Origin of the sequence: Serratia sp. BNK-33-b (genome assembly GCF_048684565.1) — a bacterium.
GTDB classification, from domain to species: Bacteria; Pseudomonadota; Gammaproteobacteria; order Enterobacterales; family Enterobacteriaceae; genus Serratia; species Serratia marcescens.
The window spans coordinates 1-19,564 of the sequence record NZ_JBLQTZ010000001.1; the positions used below are offsets into that span (position 1 = coordinate 1).

13 protein-coding genes, 4 tRNA genes and 3 rRNA genes are annotated in these 19,564 nt (G+C 57.9%); 18 read left to right on the plus strand and 2 right to left on the minus strand.

From position 1 onward, the window contains the following. Nucleotides 1-308: 308 nt before the first annotated feature. The 7 genes from ACMGGK_RS00005 (at nt 309) to ACMGGK_RS00035 (ending at nt 5,743) form a co-directional block, all read left to right on the plus strand. Nucleotides 309-1,850, plus strand: a 16S ribosomal RNA gene (locus ACMGGK_RS00005). A 74-nt stretch (nt 1,851-1,924) separates the two neighbouring features. After that, a tRNA-Ile gene (locus tag ACMGGK_RS00010) sits at nt 1,925-2,001 on the plus strand. Nucleotides 2,002-2,039: 38 nt separating this feature from the next. Continuing rightward, nucleotides 2,040-2,115 (plus strand) — tRNA-Ala (locus ACMGGK_RS00015). Nucleotides 2,116-2,322: 207 nt separating this feature from the next. Further along, nucleotides 2,323-5,230, plus strand: a 23S ribosomal RNA gene (locus ACMGGK_RS00020). Between the two features lie 99 nt (nt 5,231-5,329). Further along, a 5S ribosomal RNA gene (gene rrf, locus ACMGGK_RS00025) occupies nt 5,330-5,445 on the plus strand. Together the 16S, 23S and 5S rRNA genes with 4 tRNA genes alongside form the textbook arrangement of a ribosomal RNA operon. A 94-nt stretch (nt 5,446-5,539) precedes the next feature. Then, nucleotides 5,540-5,616 (plus strand) — tRNA-Asp (locus ACMGGK_RS00030). Between the two features lie 51 nt (nt 5,617-5,667). Beyond that, nucleotides 5,668-5,743 (plus strand) — tRNA-Trp (locus tag ACMGGK_RS00035). Between the two features lie 269 nt (nt 5,744-6,012). Here the strand turns inward: ACMGGK_RS00035 and hdfR are convergent. Continuing rightward, nucleotides 6,013-6,840, minus strand: a complete 828-nt coding sequence (hdfR, locus tag ACMGGK_RS00040) for an HTH-type transcriptional regulator HdfR (RefSeq protein ID WP_028128092.1) — start codon at nt 6,838-6,840, stop codon at nt 6,013-6,015. A 119-nt stretch (nt 6,841-6,959) separates the two neighbouring features. Between hdfR and ACMGGK_RS00045 the strand changes: the two genes are divergently transcribed. Beyond that, nucleotides 6,960-7,298, plus strand: coding sequence for a DUF413 domain-containing protein (locus ACMGGK_RS00045; protein WP_004929946.1), 339 nt, complete (start codon nt 6,960-6,962; stop codon nt 7,296-7,298). A gap of 27 nt (nt 7,299-7,325) precedes the next feature. Here the strand turns inward: ACMGGK_RS00045 and ACMGGK_RS00050 are convergent, their stop codons facing one another. Further along, nucleotides 7,326-8,849 carry a YifB family Mg chelatase-like AAA ATPase gene (locus ACMGGK_RS00050; RefSeq protein ID WP_143778601.1) on the minus strand — a complete coding sequence of 508 codons (1,524 nt, stop codon included), beginning with the start codon at nt 8,847-8,849 and terminating at the stop codon, nt 7,326-7,328. A 340-nt stretch (nt 8,850-9,189) separates the two neighbouring features. On the opposite strand from ACMGGK_RS00050, the gene ACMGGK_RS00055 reads away from it, so the two are divergent. The 10 genes from ACMGGK_RS00055 (at nt 9,190) to ACMGGK_RS00100 (ending at nt 19,563) form a co-directional block, all read left to right on the plus strand. After that, nucleotides 9,190-10,422 carry an MFS transporter gene (locus ACMGGK_RS00055; RefSeq protein WP_049300868.1) on the plus strand — a complete coding sequence of 411 codons (1,233 nt, stop codon included), beginning with the start codon at nt 9,190-9,192 and terminating at the stop codon, nt 10,420-10,422. Nucleotides 10,423-10,555: 133 nt separating this feature from the next. After that, the gene (ilvL, locus tag ACMGGK_RS00060; RefSeq protein ID WP_013814970.1) at nt 10,556-10,654 is read left to right on the plus strand and encodes an ilv operon leader peptide; all 99 of its coding nucleotides are present in this window, start codon (nt 10,556-10,558) and stop codon (nt 10,652-10,654) included. 142 nt (nt 10,655-10,796) lie between these two features. Further along, the gene (ilvG, locus tag ACMGGK_RS00065) at nt 10,797-12,443 is read left to right on the plus strand and encodes an acetolactate synthase 2 catalytic subunit (RefSeq protein ID WP_033639153.1); all 1,647 of its coding nucleotides are present in this window, start codon (nt 10,797-10,799) and stop codon (nt 12,441-12,443) included. Further along, nucleotides 12,440-12,697, plus strand: a complete 258-nt coding sequence (ilvM, locus tag ACMGGK_RS00070; protein WP_004929955.1) for an acetolactate synthase 2 small subunit — start codon at nt 12,440-12,442, stop codon at nt 12,695-12,697. Before ilvG ends, ilvM begins: the two co-directional genes overlap by 4 nt. Before the next feature lie 23 nt (nt 12,698-12,720). Continuing rightward, entirely contained in the window at nt 12,721-13,647 is a 927-nt protein-coding gene (locus tag ACMGGK_RS00075; protein WP_016930475.1) for a branched-chain amino acid transaminase, read from the plus strand. Nucleotides 13,648-13,753: 106 nt separating this feature from the next. Continuing rightward, nucleotides 13,754-15,604, plus strand: coding sequence for a dihydroxy-acid dehydratase (ilvD, locus tag ACMGGK_RS00080; RefSeq protein WP_033645377.1), 1,851 nt, complete (start codon nt 13,754-13,756; stop codon nt 15,602-15,604). A gap of 5 nt (nt 15,605-15,609) precedes the next feature. After that, a complete protein-coding gene (gene ilvA, locus ACMGGK_RS00085) occupies nt 15,610-17,154 on the plus strand; it encodes a threonine ammonia-lyase, biosynthetic (protein ID WP_016930473.1) in 1,545 nt (514 codons plus the stop codon). A 112-nt stretch (nt 17,155-17,266) separates the two neighbouring features. Further along, complete coding sequence (locus tag ACMGGK_RS00090) at nt 17,267-18,262, plus strand: hypothetical protein (protein WP_016930472.1); 996 nt, start codon at nt 17,267-17,269, stop codon at nt 18,260-18,262. Beyond that, entirely contained in the window at nt 18,262-18,840 is a 579-nt protein-coding gene (locus tag ACMGGK_RS00095) for a hypothetical protein (RefSeq protein ID WP_016930471.1), read from the plus strand. Before ACMGGK_RS00090 ends, ACMGGK_RS00095 begins: the two co-directional genes overlap by 1 nt. A 21-nt stretch (nt 18,841-18,861) precedes the next feature. Next, nucleotides 18,862-19,563 (plus strand): DUF2461 domain-containing protein, encoded by a 702-nt coding sequence (locus tag ACMGGK_RS00100; protein ID WP_420276598.1) that lies wholly within the window; start codon nt 18,862-18,864, stop codon nt 19,561-19,563. The last annotated feature ends 1 nt before the right edge of the window (nt 19,564 follow it).

The following is a 19,564-nucleotide window of genomic DNA, read 5'->3' on the forward strand; positions in this document are numbered from 1 at the left end:
GAACTCCCTATAATGCGCCTCCACTGACCGGGAACAACGACTGACAAGCCGCCGGGTCAGCGAGAAGAAAGCGAAATAAACGCTTGACTCTCCGGGCGAAAAGCGTAGTATACGCAGCCCGCGCCGATGAGTTTCTCGGCACTGCTCTTTAACAATTTATCAGACAATCTGTGTGGGCACTCCACAAGACGATATCCAGCATCTTCGGATGCAAAAAAATATCAAGTCTTGAAGAGTGACTAACTGAAGTAAAATTCATGCAGTAAATCTTTGAGCATCGCTTCTCGAGTGGAAGCAAATCAAGCTTTTAATTGAAGAGTTTGATCATGGCTCAGATTGAACGCTGGCGGCAGGCTTAACACATGCAAGTCGAGCGGTAGCACAGGGGAGCTTGCTCCCCGGGTGACGAGCGGCGGACGGGTGAGTAATGTCTGGGAAACTGCCTGATGGAGGGGGATAACTACTGGAAACGGTAGCTAATACCGCATAACGTCGCAAGACCAAAGAGGGGGACCTTCGGGCCTCTTGCCATCAGATGTGCCCAGATGGGATTAGCTAGTAGGTGGGGTAATGGCTCACCTAGGCGACGATCCCTAGCTGGTCTGAGAGGATGACCAGCCACACTGGAACTGAGACACGGTCCAGACTCCTACGGGAGGCAGCAGTGGGGAATATTGCACAATGGGCGCAAGCCTGATGCAGCCATGCCGCGTGTGTGAAGAAGGCCTTCGGGTTGTAAAGCACTTTCAGCGAGGAGGAAGGTGGTGAGCTTAATACGTTCATCAATTGACGTTACTCGCAGAAGAAGCACCGGCTAACTCCGTGCCAGCAGCCGCGGTAATACGGAGGGTGCAAGCGTTAATCGGAATTACTGGGCGTAAAGCGCACGCAGGCGGTTTGTTAAGTCAGATGTGAAATCCCCGGGCTCAACCTGGGAACTGCATTTGAAACTGGCAAGCTAGAGTCTCGTAGAGGGGGGTAGAATTCCAGGTGTAGCGGTGAAATGCGTAGAGATCTGGAGGAATACCGGTGGCGAAGGCGGCCCCCTGGACGAAGACTGACGCTCAGGTGCGAAAGCGTGGGGAGCAAACAGGATTAGATACCCTGGTAGTCCACGCTGTAAACGATGTCGATTTGGAGGTTGTGCCCTTGAGGCGTGGCTTCCGGAGCTAACGCGTTAAATCGACCGCCTGGGGAGTACGGCCGCAAGGTTAAAACTCAAATGAATTGACGGGGGCCCGCACAAGCGGTGGAGCATGTGGTTTAATTCGATGCAACGCGAAGAACCTTACCTACTCTTGACATCCAGAGAACTTTCCAGAGATGGATTGGTGCCTTCGGGAACTCTGAGACAGGTGCTGCATGGCTGTCGTCAGCTCGTGTTGTGAAATGTTGGGTTAAGTCCCGCAACGAGCGCAACCCTTATCCTTTGTTGCCAGCGGTTCGGCCGGGAACTCAAAGGAGACTGCCAGTGATAAACTGGAGGAAGGTGGGGATGACGTCAAGTCATCATGGCCCTTACGAGTAGGGCTACACACGTGCTACAATGGCATATACAAAGAGAAGCGACCTCGCGAGAGCAAGCGGACCTCATAAAGTATGTCGTAGTCCGGATTGGAGTCTGCAACTCGACTCCATGAAGTCGGAATCGCTAGTAATCGTAGATCAGAATGCTACGGTGAATACGTTCCCGGGCCTTGTACACACCGCCCGTCACACCATGGGAGTGGGTTGCAAAAGAAGTAGGTAGCTTAACCTTCGGGAGGGCGCTTACCACTTTGTGATTCATGACTGGGGTGAAGTCGTAACAAGGTAACCGTAGGGGAACCTGCGGTTGGATCACCTCCTTACCTAAAGATATTAGTTCGAGTGGCGTGCTCACACAGATTGTCTGATAGAAAGTAACGAGCAGAAATACCTTTATAGGCTTGTAGCTCAGGTGGTTAGAGCGCACCCCTGATAAGGGTGAGGTCGGTGGTTCAAGTCCACTCAGGCCTACCACTTCTCGGAAGTGGAAAAGGTACTGCGCGTGACTGTATGGGGCTATAGCTCAGCTGGGAGAGCGCCTGCCTTGCACGCAGGAGGTCAGCGGTTCGATCCCGCTTAGCTCCACCATATAGTCCGGTATTTCAATACTTCAGAGTATATTGGCGACAGTATGCTGCGAAGTATTTTGCTCTTTAACAATCTGGAACAAGCTGAAAATTGAAACATGACGGCTGAAATTTATCCCTCCGTAGAAGTACTGGGATGAAGAGTAACCTGTCATAGAGTCTCTCAAATGTTTGCAGCGCGAACGATGGAAACATCTTCGGGTTGTGAGGTTAAGTGACTAAGCGTACACGGTGGATGCCTAGGCAGTCAGAGGCGATGAAGGGCGTGCTAATCTGCGAAAAGCGTCGGTAAGGTGATATGAACCGTTACAACCGGCGATACCCGAATGGGGAAACCCAGTGTGTTTCGACACACTATCATGTCATGAATACATAGTGGCATGAGGCGAACCGGGGGAACTGAAACATCTAAGTACCCCGAGGAAAAGAAATCAACCGAGATTCCCCCAGTAGCGGCGAGCGAACGGGGAGGAGCCCAGAACCTGAATCGGCTTGTGTGTTAGTGGAAGCGTCTGGAAAGTCGCGCAGCAAAGGGTGATAGCCCCGTACACTAAAATGCACAGGTCGTGAGTTCGATGAGTAGGGCGGGACACGTGACATCCTGTCTGAATATGGGGGGACCATCCTCCAAGGCTAAATACTCCTGACTGACCGATAGTGAACCAGTACCGTGAGGGAAAGGCGAAAAGAACCCCGGCGAGGGGAGTGAAATAGAACCTGAAACCGTGTACGTACAAGCAGTGGGAGCACCTTCGTGGTGTGACTGCGTACCTTTTGTATAATGGGTCAGCGACTTATATTTTGTAGCAAGGTTAACCGTATAGGGGAGCCGTAGGGAAACCGAGTCTTAACTGGGCGATTAGTTGCAAGGTATAGACCCGAAACCCGGTGATCTAGCCATGGGCAGGTTGAAGGTTGGGTAACACTAACTGGAGGACCGAACCGACTAATGTTGAAAAATTAGCGGATGACTTGTGGCTGGGGGTGAAAGGCCAATCAAACCGGGAGATAGCTGGTTCTCCCCGAAAGCTATTTAGGTAGCGCCTCGTGAACTCATCTTCGGGGGTAGAGCACTGTTTCGGCTAGGGGGCCATCCCGGCTTACCAAACCGATGCAAACTCCGAATACCGAAGAATGTTATCACGGGAGACACACGGCGGGTGCTAACGTCCGTCGTGAAGAGGGAAACAACCCAGACCGCCAGCTAAGGTCCCAAAGTCATGGTTAAGTGGGAAACGATGTGGGAAGGCATAGACAGCCAGGATGTTGGCTTAGAAGCAGCCATCATTTAAAGAAAGCGTAATAGCTCACTGGTCGAGTCGGCCTGCGCGGAAGATGTAACGGGGCTAAACCATGCACCGAAGCTGCGGCAGCGACGCTTAGGCGTTGTTGGGTAGGGGAGCGTTCTGTAAGCCGTTGAAGGTGGCCTGTGAGGGTTGCTGGAGGTATCAGAAGTGCGAATGCTGACATAAGTAACGATAAAGCGGGTGAAAAGCCCGCTCGCCGGAAGACCAAGGGTTCCTGTCCAACGTTAATCGGGGCAGGGTGAGTCGACCCCTAAGGCGAGGCTGAAAAGCGTAGTCGATGGGAAACAGGTTAATATTCCTGTACTTGGTGTTACTGCGAAGGGGGGACGGAGAAGGCTAGGCTAGCCGGGCGACGGTTGTCCCGGTTTAAGCGTGTAGGGGGTGTGACCTGGTAAATCCGGTTGCATATCAACCCTGAGGCGTGATGACGATGCACTACGGTGCAGAAGTAGTTGATGCCCTGCTTCCAGGAAAATCCTCTAAGCATCAGGTAACATTAAATCGTACCCCAAACCGACACAGGTGGTCAGGTAGAGAATACCAAGGCGCTTGAGAGAACTCGGGTGAAGGAACTAGGCAAAATGGTGCCGTAACTTCGGGAGAAGGCACGCTGGCATGTAGGTGAAGTCCCTCGCGGATGGAGCTGAAGCCAGTCGAAGATACCAGCTGGCTGCAACTGTTTAATAAAAACACAGCACTGTGCAAACACGAAAGTGGACGTATACGGTGTGACGCCTGCCCGGTGCTGGAAGGTTAATTGATGGGGTCAGCCGCAAGGCGAAGCTCTTGATCGAAGCCCCAGTAAACGGCGGCCGTAACTATAACGGTCCTAAGGTAGCGAAATTCCTTGTCGGGTAAGTTCCGACCTGCACGAATGGCGTAATGATGGCCAGGCTGTCTCCACCCGAGACTCAGTGAAATTGAACTCGCTGTGAAGATGCAGTGTACCCGCGGCAAGACGGAAAGACCCCGTGAACCTTTACTATAGCTTGACACTGAACATTGAGCCTTGATGTGTAGGATAGGTGGGAGGCTTTGAAGCGTGGACGCCAGTCTGCGTGGAGCCATCCTTGAAATACCACCCTTTAATGTTTGATGTTCTAACTCGGCCCCGTGATCCGGGGTGAGGACAGTGTCTGGTGGGTAGTTTGACTGGGGCGGTCTCCTCCCAAAGAGTAACGGAGGAGCACGAAGGTTAGCTAATCACGGTCGGACATCGTGAGGTTAGTGCAAAGGCATAAGCTAGCTTGACTGCGAGAGTGACGGCTCGAGCAGGTACGAAAGTAGGTCTTAGTGATCCGGTGGTTCTGAATGGAAGGGCCATCGCTCAACGGATAAAAGGTACTCCGGGGATAACAGGCTGATACCGCCCAAGAGTTCATATCGACGGCGGTGTTTGGCACCTCGATGTCGGCTCATCACATCCTGGGGCTGAAGTAGGTCCCAAGGGTATGGCTGTTCGCCATTTAAAGTGGTACGCGAGCTGGGTTTAGAACGTCGTGAGACAGTTCGGTCCCTATCTGCCGTGGGCGTTGGAAGATTGAGAGGGGTTGCTCCTAGTACGAGAGGACCGGAGTGAACGCACCACTGGTGTTCGGGTTGTCATGCCAATGGCATTGCCCGGTAGCTAAGTGCGGAAAAGATAAGCGCTGAAAGCATCTAAGCGCGAAACTTGCCTCAAGATGAGTCTTCCCTGGGCCTTTAAGGCCCCTGAAGGAACGTTTAAGACTAAGACGTTGATAGGCTGGGTGTGTAAGTGCAGCGATGCATTGAGCTAACCAGTACTAATGATCCGTGAGGCTTAACCTTACAACACCGAAGGTGTTTTTAGAGAGATTTTCAGCGAAGTTCCGAGATTGGTTCTGATGGCGACACGAGAGTGAAGCGGTTGGAATGAAACAGAATTTGCCTGGCGGCAATAGCGCGGTGGTCCCACCTGACCCCATGCCGAACTCAGAAGTGAAACGCCGTAGCGCCGATGGTAGTGTGGGGTCTCCCCATGCGAGAGTAGGACACTGCCAGGCATCAAATAAACGTTATCAGTGTGACGACTGGTAATGCGCAAATCGCAGAATGCGATATTGCCGGCATCGAAAGATGCAACGTAAAAGAATCGGTGGAGCGGTAGTTCAGTTGGTTAGAATACCTGCCTGTCACGCAGGGGGTCGCGGGTTCGAGCCCCGTCCGTTCCGCCACTTATTTAATTATGCCTGCTTTATTAGCAGGCATAATGTTAAGCGAGATTTAGGGGCGTAGCTCAGTTGGTAGAGCACCGGTCTCCAAAACCGGGTGTCGCGAGTTCGAGTCTCTCCGCCCCTGCCATATTAAGAACCCTTTGCGAAAGCAAAGGGTTTTTTTTTGCCTATTATCCCGATCATTAAAGCGTTATCGTTTGGGAAAAGAGCGCATCGACTGCTCTATGCTGATGCTTATCTGATCCGAGTTGCTCCATAGCCTTTCGATCTTTACCCCCGCAGACCTCCTGATTCTCCTACCATTTTGCATTTTCTTCTCTCAGAAGGCGATGGGCGGCTTTTGGCATGATAGACAGCCAAGACCACGGTGGCGGCTTTTAAGGCCGCCATGGCGCTTTAGGCTGCGGTATTTAAAGGTATTTTAAGTAATTGCCGAATCAAAGGTTGTTGATCGCTGTTTTGCAACCAGACGGCATACAGTGGGCGGATAATCGGCGGGATCTCGGTGGCGGCCACCAGCTGTGGGTACTCTTTTTCCCAATGGCTGGGCAGGAAAGCGCATCCGCCCGTGGTTTCCAACAGCTGACGCGTCAGGTGAGCGGAGGTGGTGGTAAGCACCGGTACGTTATCACCTTCCAACATGCGGTTTTCTTGTTGGTGGAAGTCGGCTCCCCATTCCAGCTTGATGTAGGGCATTGGGGCCTGTTTGTCACGATAAGCGGATGAGAACAGGCGTAATGAGAAATTGCTCAGTTGCTGGCTGGCCAACTCATCCATCTTCGGCGGTTCAGTGGTGATCAGTAAATCGAGCTGCCTTTCATGCAGTTGTTTTACCAAAGAGTGCCTTAATGCCACCCTGGCTTCTAGCTGCAGCGCCTCGCGTTGTTGATAGAGTGCTTGCAACCAGGGAGTCAGATAGGCCTCCCACAACGAAGCGGTAGCGCCGATCGACAACTCGGTGTGTTGCAGCGAACGCACGACTTCCTTCTTCGCCAACTGCCAGGTGTTCATCAGGCTCTCGGCATAGGGCAGAAGCCGCTCGCCGGCAGGCGTCAGGCGGATGTTATTGCGATGACGGGTAAATAAATTGGCGCCCAACTGGTTTTCTAGCTGACGGATGCGGAAACTGACCGCGGACTGCGTTAAGTACAAAGATTCTGCGGCTCTGCCAAAGTGACGCGTTCTACTGACCTCCAAAAAGGTTTTCAGTAATTCGGTATCCACACCTATCTCCAAAAAAATTTGTCGTTAAGATTTAAATGTTTTGTTTTACACGCTGTCAAGCCTATCTAATACTCCGCGCCATAAACAGCACGGCCATAAGAGAATTAGGAGCGTGTCAGATGGCGGATAGCTTCACCACGACCAATCGTTTTTTTGATAATAAACATTACCCTCGCGGGTTCTCCCGTCACGGCGATTTCACCATTAAAGAGGCGCAATTGCTAGAGCGCTTCGGCTACGCGTTTAACGAGTTGGACTCGGGTAAACGCCAGCCGGCCACTGAAGAAGAACAGCTGTTCGTCGCAGTGTGCCGCGGTGAGCGCGAAGCGGCTACCGAGCAGGAAAAAGTATGGGCTAAATATCTGGCGCGCACACGTCGCCCGAAGAAATTCCATACTCTGTCCGGCGGTAAACCGCAGGCTGACGCAGTAGAAGATTACAGCGACAGCGAAGACTAAAGACGATGGGGCCTGCGGGCCCCATTTTCATTCCAGACTGCGATGCAGTTGTAACAGCAGACGGTCCATACTGCGATAGCCCAGCGCTTCGCTGAGGTGGCGCCTGTCGAGCTCAGCATCTCCCGCCAAATCCGCCAGCGTGCGCGCCACTTTCAAGATGCGCTGCCAGGCGCGGACCGATAACCCCAGCGTGTTTAATGTCGCTTCCAAAAACTCGGCGTCTGCCGCCTGCAAAACGCAATCTCGTTCCACTTCACGGTTGCTCAACAGCGCGTTGACTTTACCGGCGCGTTCGAGCTGCCGGGCGCGTGCCTGCTGCACCCTTTTCCGTACTTGTTCGCTGCTTTCTCCATGGGTTTTCCGATGACTGAGCGTACCCGGCGGCAACAATGGCACTTCGATAGACAGATCGAAACGGTCGAGAAAAGGCCCTGACAGCCGGGCCAGATAGCGCAACACCTGCTGCGGTGAGGCGCGATTGTGCAACCCCTGATAATGCCCTGTCGGACTGGGGTTCATTGCCGCGATCAGTTGCACCCTGGCGGGGAAACAGACCTTGGCGTTGGCACGTGAAATCACGATCTCGCCGGATTCCAACGGCTCACGCAGCGCATCCAGTACCTTACGCTCGAATTCCGGCAGTTCATCCAGAAACAGCACGCCGTTATGCGCCATCGAGATCTCGCCCGGTCGCGGCAGTGAGCCGCCGCCGACCAATGCCGCCATCGAGGCGCTGTGGTGCGGCGCGCGAAACGGCCTCTGGCGCCATGGTAGCGCGGCGGGAATGTGATGCTGCAAGCTGGCGATCGCCAGGCTTTCCAGCGCCTCAGCCTCCGTCAGCGGCGGCAGCAAGCCCGTGAGACGGCTGGCCAGCATGGTTTTACCGGTGCCCGGTGGCCCAATCAACAGCAGGTTATGCCCGCCGGCGGCGGCGATCTCTAATGCCCGCTTGGCCTGTTCCTGACCGATGATGTCGCGCAGGTCGGCGTTTTCGCACGCGTTGTCCGCATCGGGGGGCGTGGCCGCTACCGGCAGTTCGCCTTGGCCGAGCAAAAAAGCGCAGACTTCCAGCAGGTGTTGGGCGGTATGGGAGCGCGACTGCGCGATCAGGCCGACTTCGGCGGCGTTGTCCATCGAGAGGATCAGTTGCCGCCCGGCATCAGCCGCCGCCAGTGCCGCCGGGATCGCTCCCCTGACCGCGCGCAGTGAGCCAGACAGCGCGAGCTCGCCAAGAAACTCGTAGCGCGCCAACGGCGCGAGGGGCAATTGCTCGGAGGCGGCGAGGATCGCCAGCGCTATCGGCAGATCGTAACGCCCGCCTTCTTTTGGCAGATCGGCGGGCGCCAAATTGACGGTGATGCGCCGGGCGGGAAAGGTGAAACCGCTGTTGATCAGGGCGCTGCGCACCCGATCGCGCGCCTCTTTTACCGTGGTTTCCGGCAGGCCGACCAGCGTCAGGCCGGGCAGGCCATTGCTGATATGCACCTCCACCGTTACGGAAGGGGCCTGAACGCCGATGATGGCGCGGCTATAGATTAACGCCAGTGACATATCGCTCTCCTTGCTGAGGACGACATGATGCGAGGTTCATCCAGGCATTGCGCGGCGTTATTGGTAGTTTTTCTATGGGTTTCGCAGCGTAATTGCTCATTTTCATCGAAGTAAAGAGATTGTGCGAGCCGCCTCGCAACCTGCGGCAATACCCATTAACAATTCGCTGAAGGCTGCAACACATTAGCGGCCCATACGCATTGCAATCATAGGGTTAACGGGTGTATTTAACAATTGATTAAAAGAAAAATCACTTCTTTAACAAGCTCCGACCGCCGCCGCATTCTGCCCGGCAGCCGCTAAACCTCCTGACTTCGTACTCTACGGTAGGGATAACACTATGTTTGGTTGGACCCCGCTGCAACGCAACGCGGCAATCGCCAGCTTTTCAAGCTGGACGCTCGACGCTTTCGATTTTTTCGTGCTGGTATTCTTACTCAGCGACATCGCGCAATCCTTTCACGTCGGTCTGGAACAGGTCACGTTGGCGATTCTGCTCACGCTGGCGGTGCGCCCGATTGGCGCGCTGATCTTCGGGCGTGCGGCGGAAAAGTATGGCCGCAAACCGATCCTGATGTTGAATATCGTCTTTTTCTCGGTGTTTGAGCTGCTCTCCGCCGCCGCGCCCTCGCTGACGGTCTTCTTGCTGTTGCGGGTGTTGTACGGTATCGCGATGGGCGGCATCTGGGGCGTGGCGTCGTCGTTGGCGATGGAAACCATACCGGACCGCTCACGCGGCCTGATGTCGGGTATTTTCCAGGCCGGCTATCCGTTTGGTTATCTGCTGGCGGCGGTGGTGTACGGCTTGCTGTTCGAAACGGTCGGCTGGCGCGGCATGTTCGTCATCGGCGCGGCGCCGATCCTGCTGCTGCCGTTTATTTATTATTGCGTGCAGGAGTCGCCGGTGTGGCTGGCGGCGCGTGAACGCAAAGAGAGCACCGCCTTGCTGCCGGTGTTGAAGAGCCACTGGAAGCTGTGCTGCTATCTGGTGCTGCTGATGGCGGCGTTCAATTTCTTCTCCCACGGCACGCAGGATCTGTATCCGGTGTTTCTGAAAGTTCAGCACGGTTTCGACCCTAAAACCGTCAGTATCATCGCCATTAGCTACAATATCGCGTCAATTATCGGCGGTGTTTTCTTCGGTTCGTTGTCGGAAAAGATCGGCCGCAAAAAAGCGATCATCATTGCCGCGCTGCTGGCGCTGCCGGTGATCCCGCTGTGGGCGTTTTCCAGCGGTTCGCTGATGTTGGGGATCGGCGCTTTCCTGATGCAGTTCATGGTGCAGGGCGCCTGGGGCGTGGTGCCGACCTACCTGACCGAGTTGGTGCCGGCCAATACCCGCGCGGTGCTGCCGGGGTTTGTGTACCAACTGGGTAACCTGATCGCTTCGGTCAACGCCACGCTGCAAGCCACCATCGCCGAGCATCATGGGCATAATTACGGCCTGGCGATGGCGATCGTCGCCGGTACGGTGGCGGTGGCGATCGCCCTGTTGGTGTTCTTCGGCAAGGATACGCGCGGCAAGGCGATCACCGACGCGGTAGAAAATCCGGGTATGCGCGCCAACGTGTGAAAGATGGGCGATTCGCGTGAGGTATGACCAGATTGCGCCGAATAATAACGCAAAAAAAGTGTTGTCATGCCGCGCGCGACTATGATACCTCTGTAAGCATTAGTTCTGAATGAGCACAGTGAACAAACCCATTATGAAAGCCTTTGCCCAAGTGATTAGCCTAGTCGTGATTAGCGTGGTGGTGATTATTATCCCACCGTGCGGGGCTGCACTTGGACGAAGAAAGGCTTAGCAAACAAGCCGGAATCGCAAGAGAACCCCCGCACCGTCAGGTCCGGGGGTTTTTTATTGGCAAGAGAAAAGTGGAGCAAGGGGCAGAACATGAAAAACAGAACAAAATCCTGCAGTTGTCGAAGTAAGGCGGGGAAATAACCATGAATGGCGCTCAGTGGGTAGTTCAAGCGTTGCGTGCGCAGGGGGTGGATACCGTATTCGGCTATCCGGGCGGGGCAATCATGCCGGTGTACGATGCGTTGTATGACGGCGGCGTGGAACACCTGCTGTGCCGCCATGAACAGGGCGCCGCCATGGCCGCCATCGGCTACGCCCGCGCCACCGGCAAAGTCGGCGTTTGCATCGCCACTTCCGGCCCCGGCGCCACCAACCTGATCACCGGCCTGGCTGATGCGCTGCTCGATTCTGTTCCCGTTGTCGCCATCACCGGTCAGGTGGGTTCCGCGCTGATCGGCACCGATGCCTTTCAGGAGATCGATGTTCTCGGCCTGTCTCTGGCCTGCACCAAGCACAGCTTCCTGGTGGAGTCGCTGGACGCCTTGCCGGGCATCATGGCGGAAGCGTTCGCCATCGCCGCCGGCGGCCGTCCCGGTCCGGTGCTGATCGATATCCCGAAAGACATCCAGCTGGCGCAGGGCGACTTGCACCCGCATCTGATGCCGGTCGACGAAGCGCCGGCGTTCCCGGCGGCGGCGTTGGCCGAGGCGGCTGAGCTGCTGGCGCAGGCGCATAAACCGATGCTGTACGTCGGCGGCGGCGTGGGCATGGCGCAGGCGGTGCCGGCGCTGCGCGAGTTCATCGCCGTGACCCGCATGCCGAACGTCGCCACCCTGAAGGGGCTGGGCGCGCCGGATGCGCAAGATCCGCTGTACCTCGGCATGCTGGGCATGCACGGCACCAAGGCCGCTAACCTGGCGGTGCAGGAGTGCGATTTGCTGATCGCCGTCGGCGCGCGTTTCGATGACCGCGTGACCGGCAAACTGAACGCCTTCGCGCCGCACGCCAAAGTGATCCACATGGATATCGACCCGGCGGAAATGAGCAAGCTGCGCCAGGCGCATGTGGCCCTGCAGGGCGATTTGAAAACGTTGCTGCCGGCGTTGCAGCGCCCGCTGAACATCGCCGCCTGGCAGCAGCAGGTGACGGCGCTGAAAGCCGAGCACGCCTGCCGCTACGATCACCCCGGCCAGCCGATCTACGCGCCGCTGTTCTTGCGCCAGCTGTCCGCCCGCAAGCCGGCCAACAGCGTGGTGACCACCGACGTCGGTCAGCACCAGATGTGGAGCGCGCAACACATGACGTTCGAGCGCCCGGAGAATTTCATCACCTCCAGCGGTCTCGGCACCATGGGGTTCGGCGTGCCGGCGGCGGTAGGGGCCCAAATTGCCCGCCCGCAAGATACGGTGATCTGCGTCTCGGGCGATGGTTCCTTCATGATGAACGTGCAGGAACTGGGCACTATCAAGCGCAAACAGCTGCCGCTGAAGATCGTGCTGCTGGACAACCAGCGTCTCGGGATGGTGCGCCAATGGCAGCAGCTGTTCTTCGACGGCCGCTACAGCGAAACCAACCTGTCCGATAACCCCGACTTCCTGATGCTGGCCGCCGCCTTCGGCATTCCCGGCCAGCGCATCAGCCGCAAGGATCAGGTGGAGGGCGCGCTCGAGGCGCTGTTCAACACCGAAGGCCCTTATCTGCTGCAGGTCTCTATCGACGAACTCGAAAACGTCTGGCCGCTGGTGCCGCCGGGCGCCGGTAACGAAACCATGTTGGAGGAAATATCATGATGCAGCATCAACTCTCGATCCAGGCGCGTTTTCGCCCCGAAATGTTAGAGCGCGTATTGCGGGTCGTGCGTCATCGCGGCTTTCAGGTTTGTGCTATGAATATGGTTTCCCCGGCCAACGCCGACAGCATCAATATCGAATTGACCGTTGCCAGCCCGCGCCCGGTCGCCCTGTTGTCATCTCAATTAAGCAAACTGATGGACGTCTCCTGCGTCGAGATCCAGCAGCCAACATCACAACAAATACGCGCCTGAGGCGCCGAGAAGGATAAATAACAATGACAAAGAAAGCCGATTACATTTGGTTCAATGGTGAGATGGTTCCTTGGGCCGAGGCCAAAGTGCACGTGATGTCGCACGCGTTGCATTACGGCACGTCGGTGTTTGAAGGGGTGCGCTGCTACGACTCGCACTTGGGGCCGGTGGTATTCCGTCATCGCGAGCATATGCAGCGCCTGCACGATTCGGCGAAAATCTACCGCATGCCGGTGTCGCAAAGCGTCGACGAGCTGATGGAAGCTTGCCGCGCTACGCTGCGCAAGAACAACCTGGTCAGCGCGTACATTCGCCCGCTGGTGTTCGTCGGCGATGTCGGCATGGGCGTCAACCCGCCGGCCGGTTATAAAACGGACGTGATTATCGCGGCGTTTCCTTGGGGCGCTTACCTGGGTGAAGAAGCGCTGGATCAAGGCATCGATGCGATGGTCTCCTCCTGGCACCGCGTCGCACCAAACACGATCCCCACTGCGGCCAAGGCCGGCGGCAATTATCTTTCCTCCCTGCTGGTGGGCAGCGAAGCGCGTCGCCACGGCTATCAGGAAGGCATTGCGCTCGACGTGCACGGTTACATTTCCGAAGGGGCGGGCGAAAACCTGTTTGAAGTGAAAGACGGCGTGCTCTATACCCCGCCATTCACCTCTTCGGCGCTGCCGGGCATTACCCGCGACGCGATCATCAAGCTGGCGAAAGACATGGGCTTCGAGGTGCGCGAGCAGGTGCTGTCGCGCGAATCGCTGTACCTGGCCGACGAAGTGTTCATGTCCGGCACCGCGGCGGAGATCACGCCGGTGCGCAGCGTGGACGGCATTCAGGTCGGCATCGGCAAATGCGGCCCGGTGACCAAACAGATCCAACAGGCGTTCTTCGGCCTGTTCAGCGGCAAGACCGAAGACAAATACGGTTGGCTGGATCCGGTCAATCCGTAACGATAAGGTTCGCCGCGCAGCGTGGCGGACGACAAGACAGACAAGATAAGAATATCCAGGCGGTTCGTTCGCCGCCTGTCATAAATACATTTGGAGTGAAAAGAGCATGCCTAAGTACCGTTCCGCCACCACCACCCACGGCCGCAATATGGCGGGTGCCCGCGCATTGTGGCGCGCGACCGGGATGACCGACGCCGATTTCGGCAAGCCAATCATCGCAGTGGTCAACTCCTTTACCCAGTTCGTGCCTGGCCATGTGCATCTGCGCGATCTGGGCAAACTGGTCGCCGAACAGATCGAAGCCTCCGGCGGCGTGGCCAAAGAGTTCAACACCATTGCGGTGGATGACGGCATTGCCATGGGCCACGGCGGCATGCTCTATTCCCTGCCGTCGCGCGAACTGATCGCCGACTCGGTCGAATACATGGTGAACGCCCACTGCGCCGATGCGATGGTGTGCATCTCCAACTGTGACAAGATCACACCGGGCATGCTGATGGCGGCGTTGCGCCTGAATATTCCGGTGATCTTCGTCTCCGGCGGTCCGATGGAAGCCGGCAAGACCAAACTCTCCAACCAGATCATCAAGCTGGATCTGGTGGACGCGATGATCCAGGGCGCGAACCCGAACGTCAGCGACGCCGACAGCGAGCAGATCGAGCGTTCCGCCTGCCCGACCTGCGGCTCTTGCTCCGGCATGTTCACCGCCAACTCAATGAACTGCCTGACCGAAGCGCTGGGCCTGTCGCAGCCGGGCAACGGTTCGCTGCTGGCCACCCACGCCGATCGCAAGGAACTGTTCCTCAACGCCGGCAAGCGCATCGTCGAGCTGACCAAACGCTATTACGAGCAGGACGACGAGAGCGCGCTGCCGCGCAATATCGCCAACAAGGCGGCATTTGAAAACGCCATGACGCTGGACATCGCCATGGGCGGCTCGACCAACACCGTGCTGCACCTGCTGGCTTCGGCGCAGGAAGGCGAGGTGGACTTCACCATGGAGGACATCGATCGCCTGTCGCGCAAAGTGCCGCACCTGTGCAAGGTGGCACCGAGCACGCAGAAATATCACATGGAAGACGTGCACCGCGCCGGCGGCGTGATCGGCATCCTCGGCGAGCTGGATCGCGCCGGCTTGCTGAACCGCGAGGTGAACAACGTATTGGGGCTGACCCTGCCGCAGACGCTGGAAGCCTACGACGTGATGCTGACCCGCGACGAAAGCGTCAAGAAAATGTACTCCGCCGGGCCGGCCGGTATCCGCACCACGCAGGCATTCTCTCAGGATTGCCGTTGGGATTCGCTGGACACCGACCGCAAGGAAGGCTGCATCCGCACCCGTGAGCACGCCTACAGTCAGGACGGCGGGTTGGCGGTGCTGTACGGCAACCTGGCGGAAAACGGCTGCATCGTCAAAACCGCCGGCGTCGACAAGGAAATCCTCACCTTCCGCGGCCCGGCCAAAGTGTATGAAAGCCAGGACGACGCGGTAGAAGCGATCCTCGGCGGTAAAGTGGTAGCGGGCGACGTAGTGGTGATTCGCTACGAAGGGCCGAAAGGCGGGCCGGGCATGCAGGAAATGCTTTACCCAACCACCTACCTGAAATCGATGGGACTGGGCAAGGCGTGCGCGCTGATCACCGACGGGCGTTTCTCCGGCGGCACCTCCGGGTTGTCTATCGGCCACGCTTCGCCGGAAGCGGCCAGCGGCGGCCTGATCGCCCTGGTGCAGGACGGCGACATGATCGCGATCGACATTCCTCATCGCGGCATCCAGCTGGATGTCAGCGAGCAGGAGTTGGCGGCGCGGCATGAGGCGGAACTGGCGCGCGGCGACGCGGCCTGGACGCCGAAAAATCGTGAACGTCAGGTGTCCTTCGCGCTGCGCGCCTACGCCTCGTTGGCCACCAGCGCCGACAAAGGCGCGGTGCGCGACAAGAGCAAACTGGGGGGATAAGCAGCATGGCGGTCTCTCAACCCCTACCCAGCGCCCCCTGCGGCGCGGAATATCTGCGAGCGGTACTGCGCTCGCCGGTCTACGAGGTGGCGCAGGTCACCCCGTTGCAGGCCATGAGCAAAATCTCTTCGCGCCTCGGCAACACCATTTTGGTGAAGCGCGAAGATCGCCAACCGGTGCACAGCTTCAAGCTGCGCGGGGCCTATGCGATGATCGCCGGGCTGGACGAAGAGCAGAAGGCGCGCGGCGTCGTGACGGCTTCGGCCGGCAACCACGCGCAGGGCGTCGCCTTCTCCGGTAAACGGCTGGGCATCAAAACGCTGATCGTGATGCCGGTGTCCACCGCGGACATCAAGGTGGATGCGGTGCGCGGTTTCGGCGGCGAAGTGTTGCTGCACGGCGCCAATTTCGACGAGGCCAAGGCAAAGGCGATTGAACTTTCCCAACAGCAGGGCATGACCTTCGTGCCGCCGTTCGATCACCCGACGGTGATCGCCGGGCAGGGCACGCTGGCGATGGAGCTGCTGCAGCAAGACGCGCATCTGGATCGGGTCTTCGTGCCGGTCGGCGGCGGCGGCCTGGCCGCCGGGGTGGCGGTGCTGATCAAACAGCTGATGCCGCAGATCAAAGTGATCGGCGTCGAAGCGGAAGACTCCGCCTGCCTGCGCGCGGCGCTGGATGCCGGCCATCCGGTGGATCTGGCGCGCGTCGGGCTGTTCGCCGAAGGCGTGGCGGTGAAACGCATCGGCGACGAAACCTTCCGCCTGTGCCGTGAGTATCTGGACGACGTGATCACCGTGGACAGCGACGCCATCTGCGCGGCGGTCAAAGATCTGTTCGAGGACGTGCGCGCCATCGCCGAACCTTCCGGCGCGCTGGCGCTGGCGGGGCTGAAAAAGTACGTCCAGCAGCACAACATTCAGGGCGAGCGTCTGGCGCACGTGCTGTCCGGCGCCAACCTCAACTTCCATGGGCTGCGCTACGTTTCCGAGCGCTGCGAACTGGGCGAACAACGCGAAGCGCTGCTGGCGGTGACCATTCCGGAACAACAGGGCAGCTTCCTCAAGTTCTGCCAACTGCTGGGCGGGCGCTCGGTGACCGAATTCAACTACCGCTACGCCGATGCCGACAACGCCTGCATTTTCGTCGGCGTGCGTCTGACGCGCGGCCACGCCGAACGACGGGAGATCATCGACGAACTCAACGCCGGCGGTTATCAGGTGGTGGATCTGTCGGACGATGAGATGGCCAAGCTGCACGTGCGCTACATGGTGGGCGGGCGTCCGTCGAAGCCGCTGCGCGAACGGCTGTACAGCTTTGAGTTTCCGGAGTCGCCGGGCGCGCTGCTGAAGTTCCTGCAAACGCTGGGCACGCACTGGAACATCTCGTTGTTCCACTATCGCAGCCACGGCACCGACTTCGGCCGGGTGCTGGCGGCCTTTGAACTGGCGCAAAGCGAGCCGGAATTCGAGCGGCACCTGCAGGCGCTGGGCTACGATTGCCACGACGAAACCGACAACCCGGCGTTCCGCTTCTTTTTGCAGGGGTGAGCCGGATTGATAAGCAACCGTGACGCGTTAGTCAGTTTATAGGTTGCATGGTTGTGATTTTGTCGTGCATTTTTATACTGCCAAGACTTCTGACGTATAGGGATGCACGACAATGAAAACCGCTTTTTCTACGCCGTTCGGTTCTCCCGAAGACGATTTGACCAACGCCGAATTTGCCCGCTTGTTGGGCAATGCCGGGGTACAAGAGTTCTATCGCGATATTAATCTGCAAGCCTTGCAGGACTCGCTGGACTGCAGCCTCGCTTTTCATGGCGTGGGAATTATTTTTTCCGACGGGCAAAACTCATTTTTAGTCCGCCCGACGCAGCACACCGGTTATTCGAACGCTTCGCAGGTCACCCACGTGGTCATCAGCAAAACGGTGGCTCATACCTCGCGCGTTGCCGCGACCAATACGCTGTCGGAAGCGTTGAGCAAACCCAGCGTCAGCAAAGAGTTGGCCTCGGCCGCGCTGTCGTGCGGAACGCTGCTGGTATCGGTATTTTTACTGGCGTCGGGCAGCGTCGCCGTGCCGTTTACCGGCGGCACCAGCTCAGCGGTGGCTTATCTGGGCTATGCCGGCATGGCCGCCAGCGCGCTGCAGTGCGGCAATGGGCTATACCGCGTCAACAAGCTTTATGACGGAAAAGGCGATGAATTGGCTCAGCTCGACTCTGAGCAGTGGTATATCGCCACCAGCACCGTACTCGATGTGATCTCGCTGGCCAGCGCGGGGGCCGCCCTGAAGGAAGCGACGATGACCTACCGCGCCATGCGCCGCATTTCGGCGCGCAAGGCGACGGAATGGCTGAAAAGCATGCCCCGCAGCGAAAGGAAGCGGCTGACCGAAAACATCATTCGGGCGGAAAACCCGGGGATTTCCAATAACGTCTTGAAAGAGATGGTGAAGAACGGCTTATACCCGAAGCGCTATCCGACGGAAGCGATCCAAAACGGGCTGCGTCAGCAACTGCATTCGGCGCTCAATAACTCATTGACGTTCGTGGGCAGCGGCATCAGCGGCACCCTGTCTGCGCCGGTGAATGTGAAAACCACCGGGCAGTATTTTGTGGGCATTATGCAGAAATTGCCGCAGATGGTGAGGTAATGGCGGATTGGATGATTAAACGCCTGATCGTGCAGGGCCGGGAGATGGAAAGCCAAATCGCGGCGCGCGATCGTGCGCTTTTCGCCGGCGTGGATGCGCAGCTTGAGCAGCATTTCCTGACGCCGGGCCAGCGGCTGTCGCCGCCGGGCGTCGGCAATGTCATGTTGCTGATGGTATGCCTGACGCTGGGGCTGGCGGGCGTGATGGGCCTGGCCACGGACGTGGCGGCCGCCTGGAGCGGCAAGACTTCTGCCGCCGTTCTAATGGGCAGCGGCGCGATCGTGGCGGTGTGGATGACGCTGATCCTGTTCCAACTGGTGCAGGGTAAAAACAGCGGGGTGGTATTGCTGCAATATTACCTTGGCATGCTCGGTCTGTGTTGCCTCGGCGCCGCGGCGGCGTGGGCGGCGGGCATGACCGGCATCGCCACCGGCGCCCTGCTGCTGGGGGGCGCGGTTGGCGGGGCGCTGTTCAGCAACCGGGCGGCGTTCTACCTGTATGTCGCTTATTTCCGCACGCGTCGGCGCGTGTTTATCAAACGCCGTTGGCAGAGGGAAGATCTGCGCAACACCCGATAAACCGTCAGAACGGAAAAACTTATGACGCAACCTTTCTCCGGCTTTAGCCAGCAGGGCCTGAATTTCCTGCAGCAGGTGCGGATCGAGAACGATAAGGCGTGGTTCGACGGCAACCGCGACATCTACGATCGCGAGCTGCTGGCGCCGTTTCGCGCGCTGGTGGAGCAGTTGGCTCCCGGCATGCTGGCGATCGATCCGCAGTTCGAGACTCGCCCGGCGATCGGCAAAACGCTGTCGCGCATTCATCGCGATACGCGGTTTTCTCACGACAAGTCGCGCTACCGCAGCCGCATGTGGCTGACGTTCAAGCGCCCGAGCAAAGACTGGAAAGATGCGCCGGTCTACTTTTTCGAACTGGGGCCGGACATGCTGCGCTATGGGCTCGGCTACTACAGCGCCAACAAGCCGACCATGGATCTGTTCCGCCATACGCTGAAACAACGGCCGCAGCCTTTCCTGGAGGTGGCCGCCTGCTGCCGGACGCCGTTCGAGCTGGTGGGCGAAAGCTACAAGCGCCCGCTGGTGAAGGAGCAGGCGGCGGAGATCGCCACCTGGTACAACCGCAAGTCGTTTGCGGTGATGGTGACGGACAGCGAAGTGGAAAAGCTGTTCAACGCCGATCTGGCGCCGCTGCTGGCCGGGGCGTTTTTGCAGCTTGAGCCGCTCTACCACTGGCTGATGCAGGTAGAGGCGATGAAGCAGATCGATCCGGCAGACCTTTGAA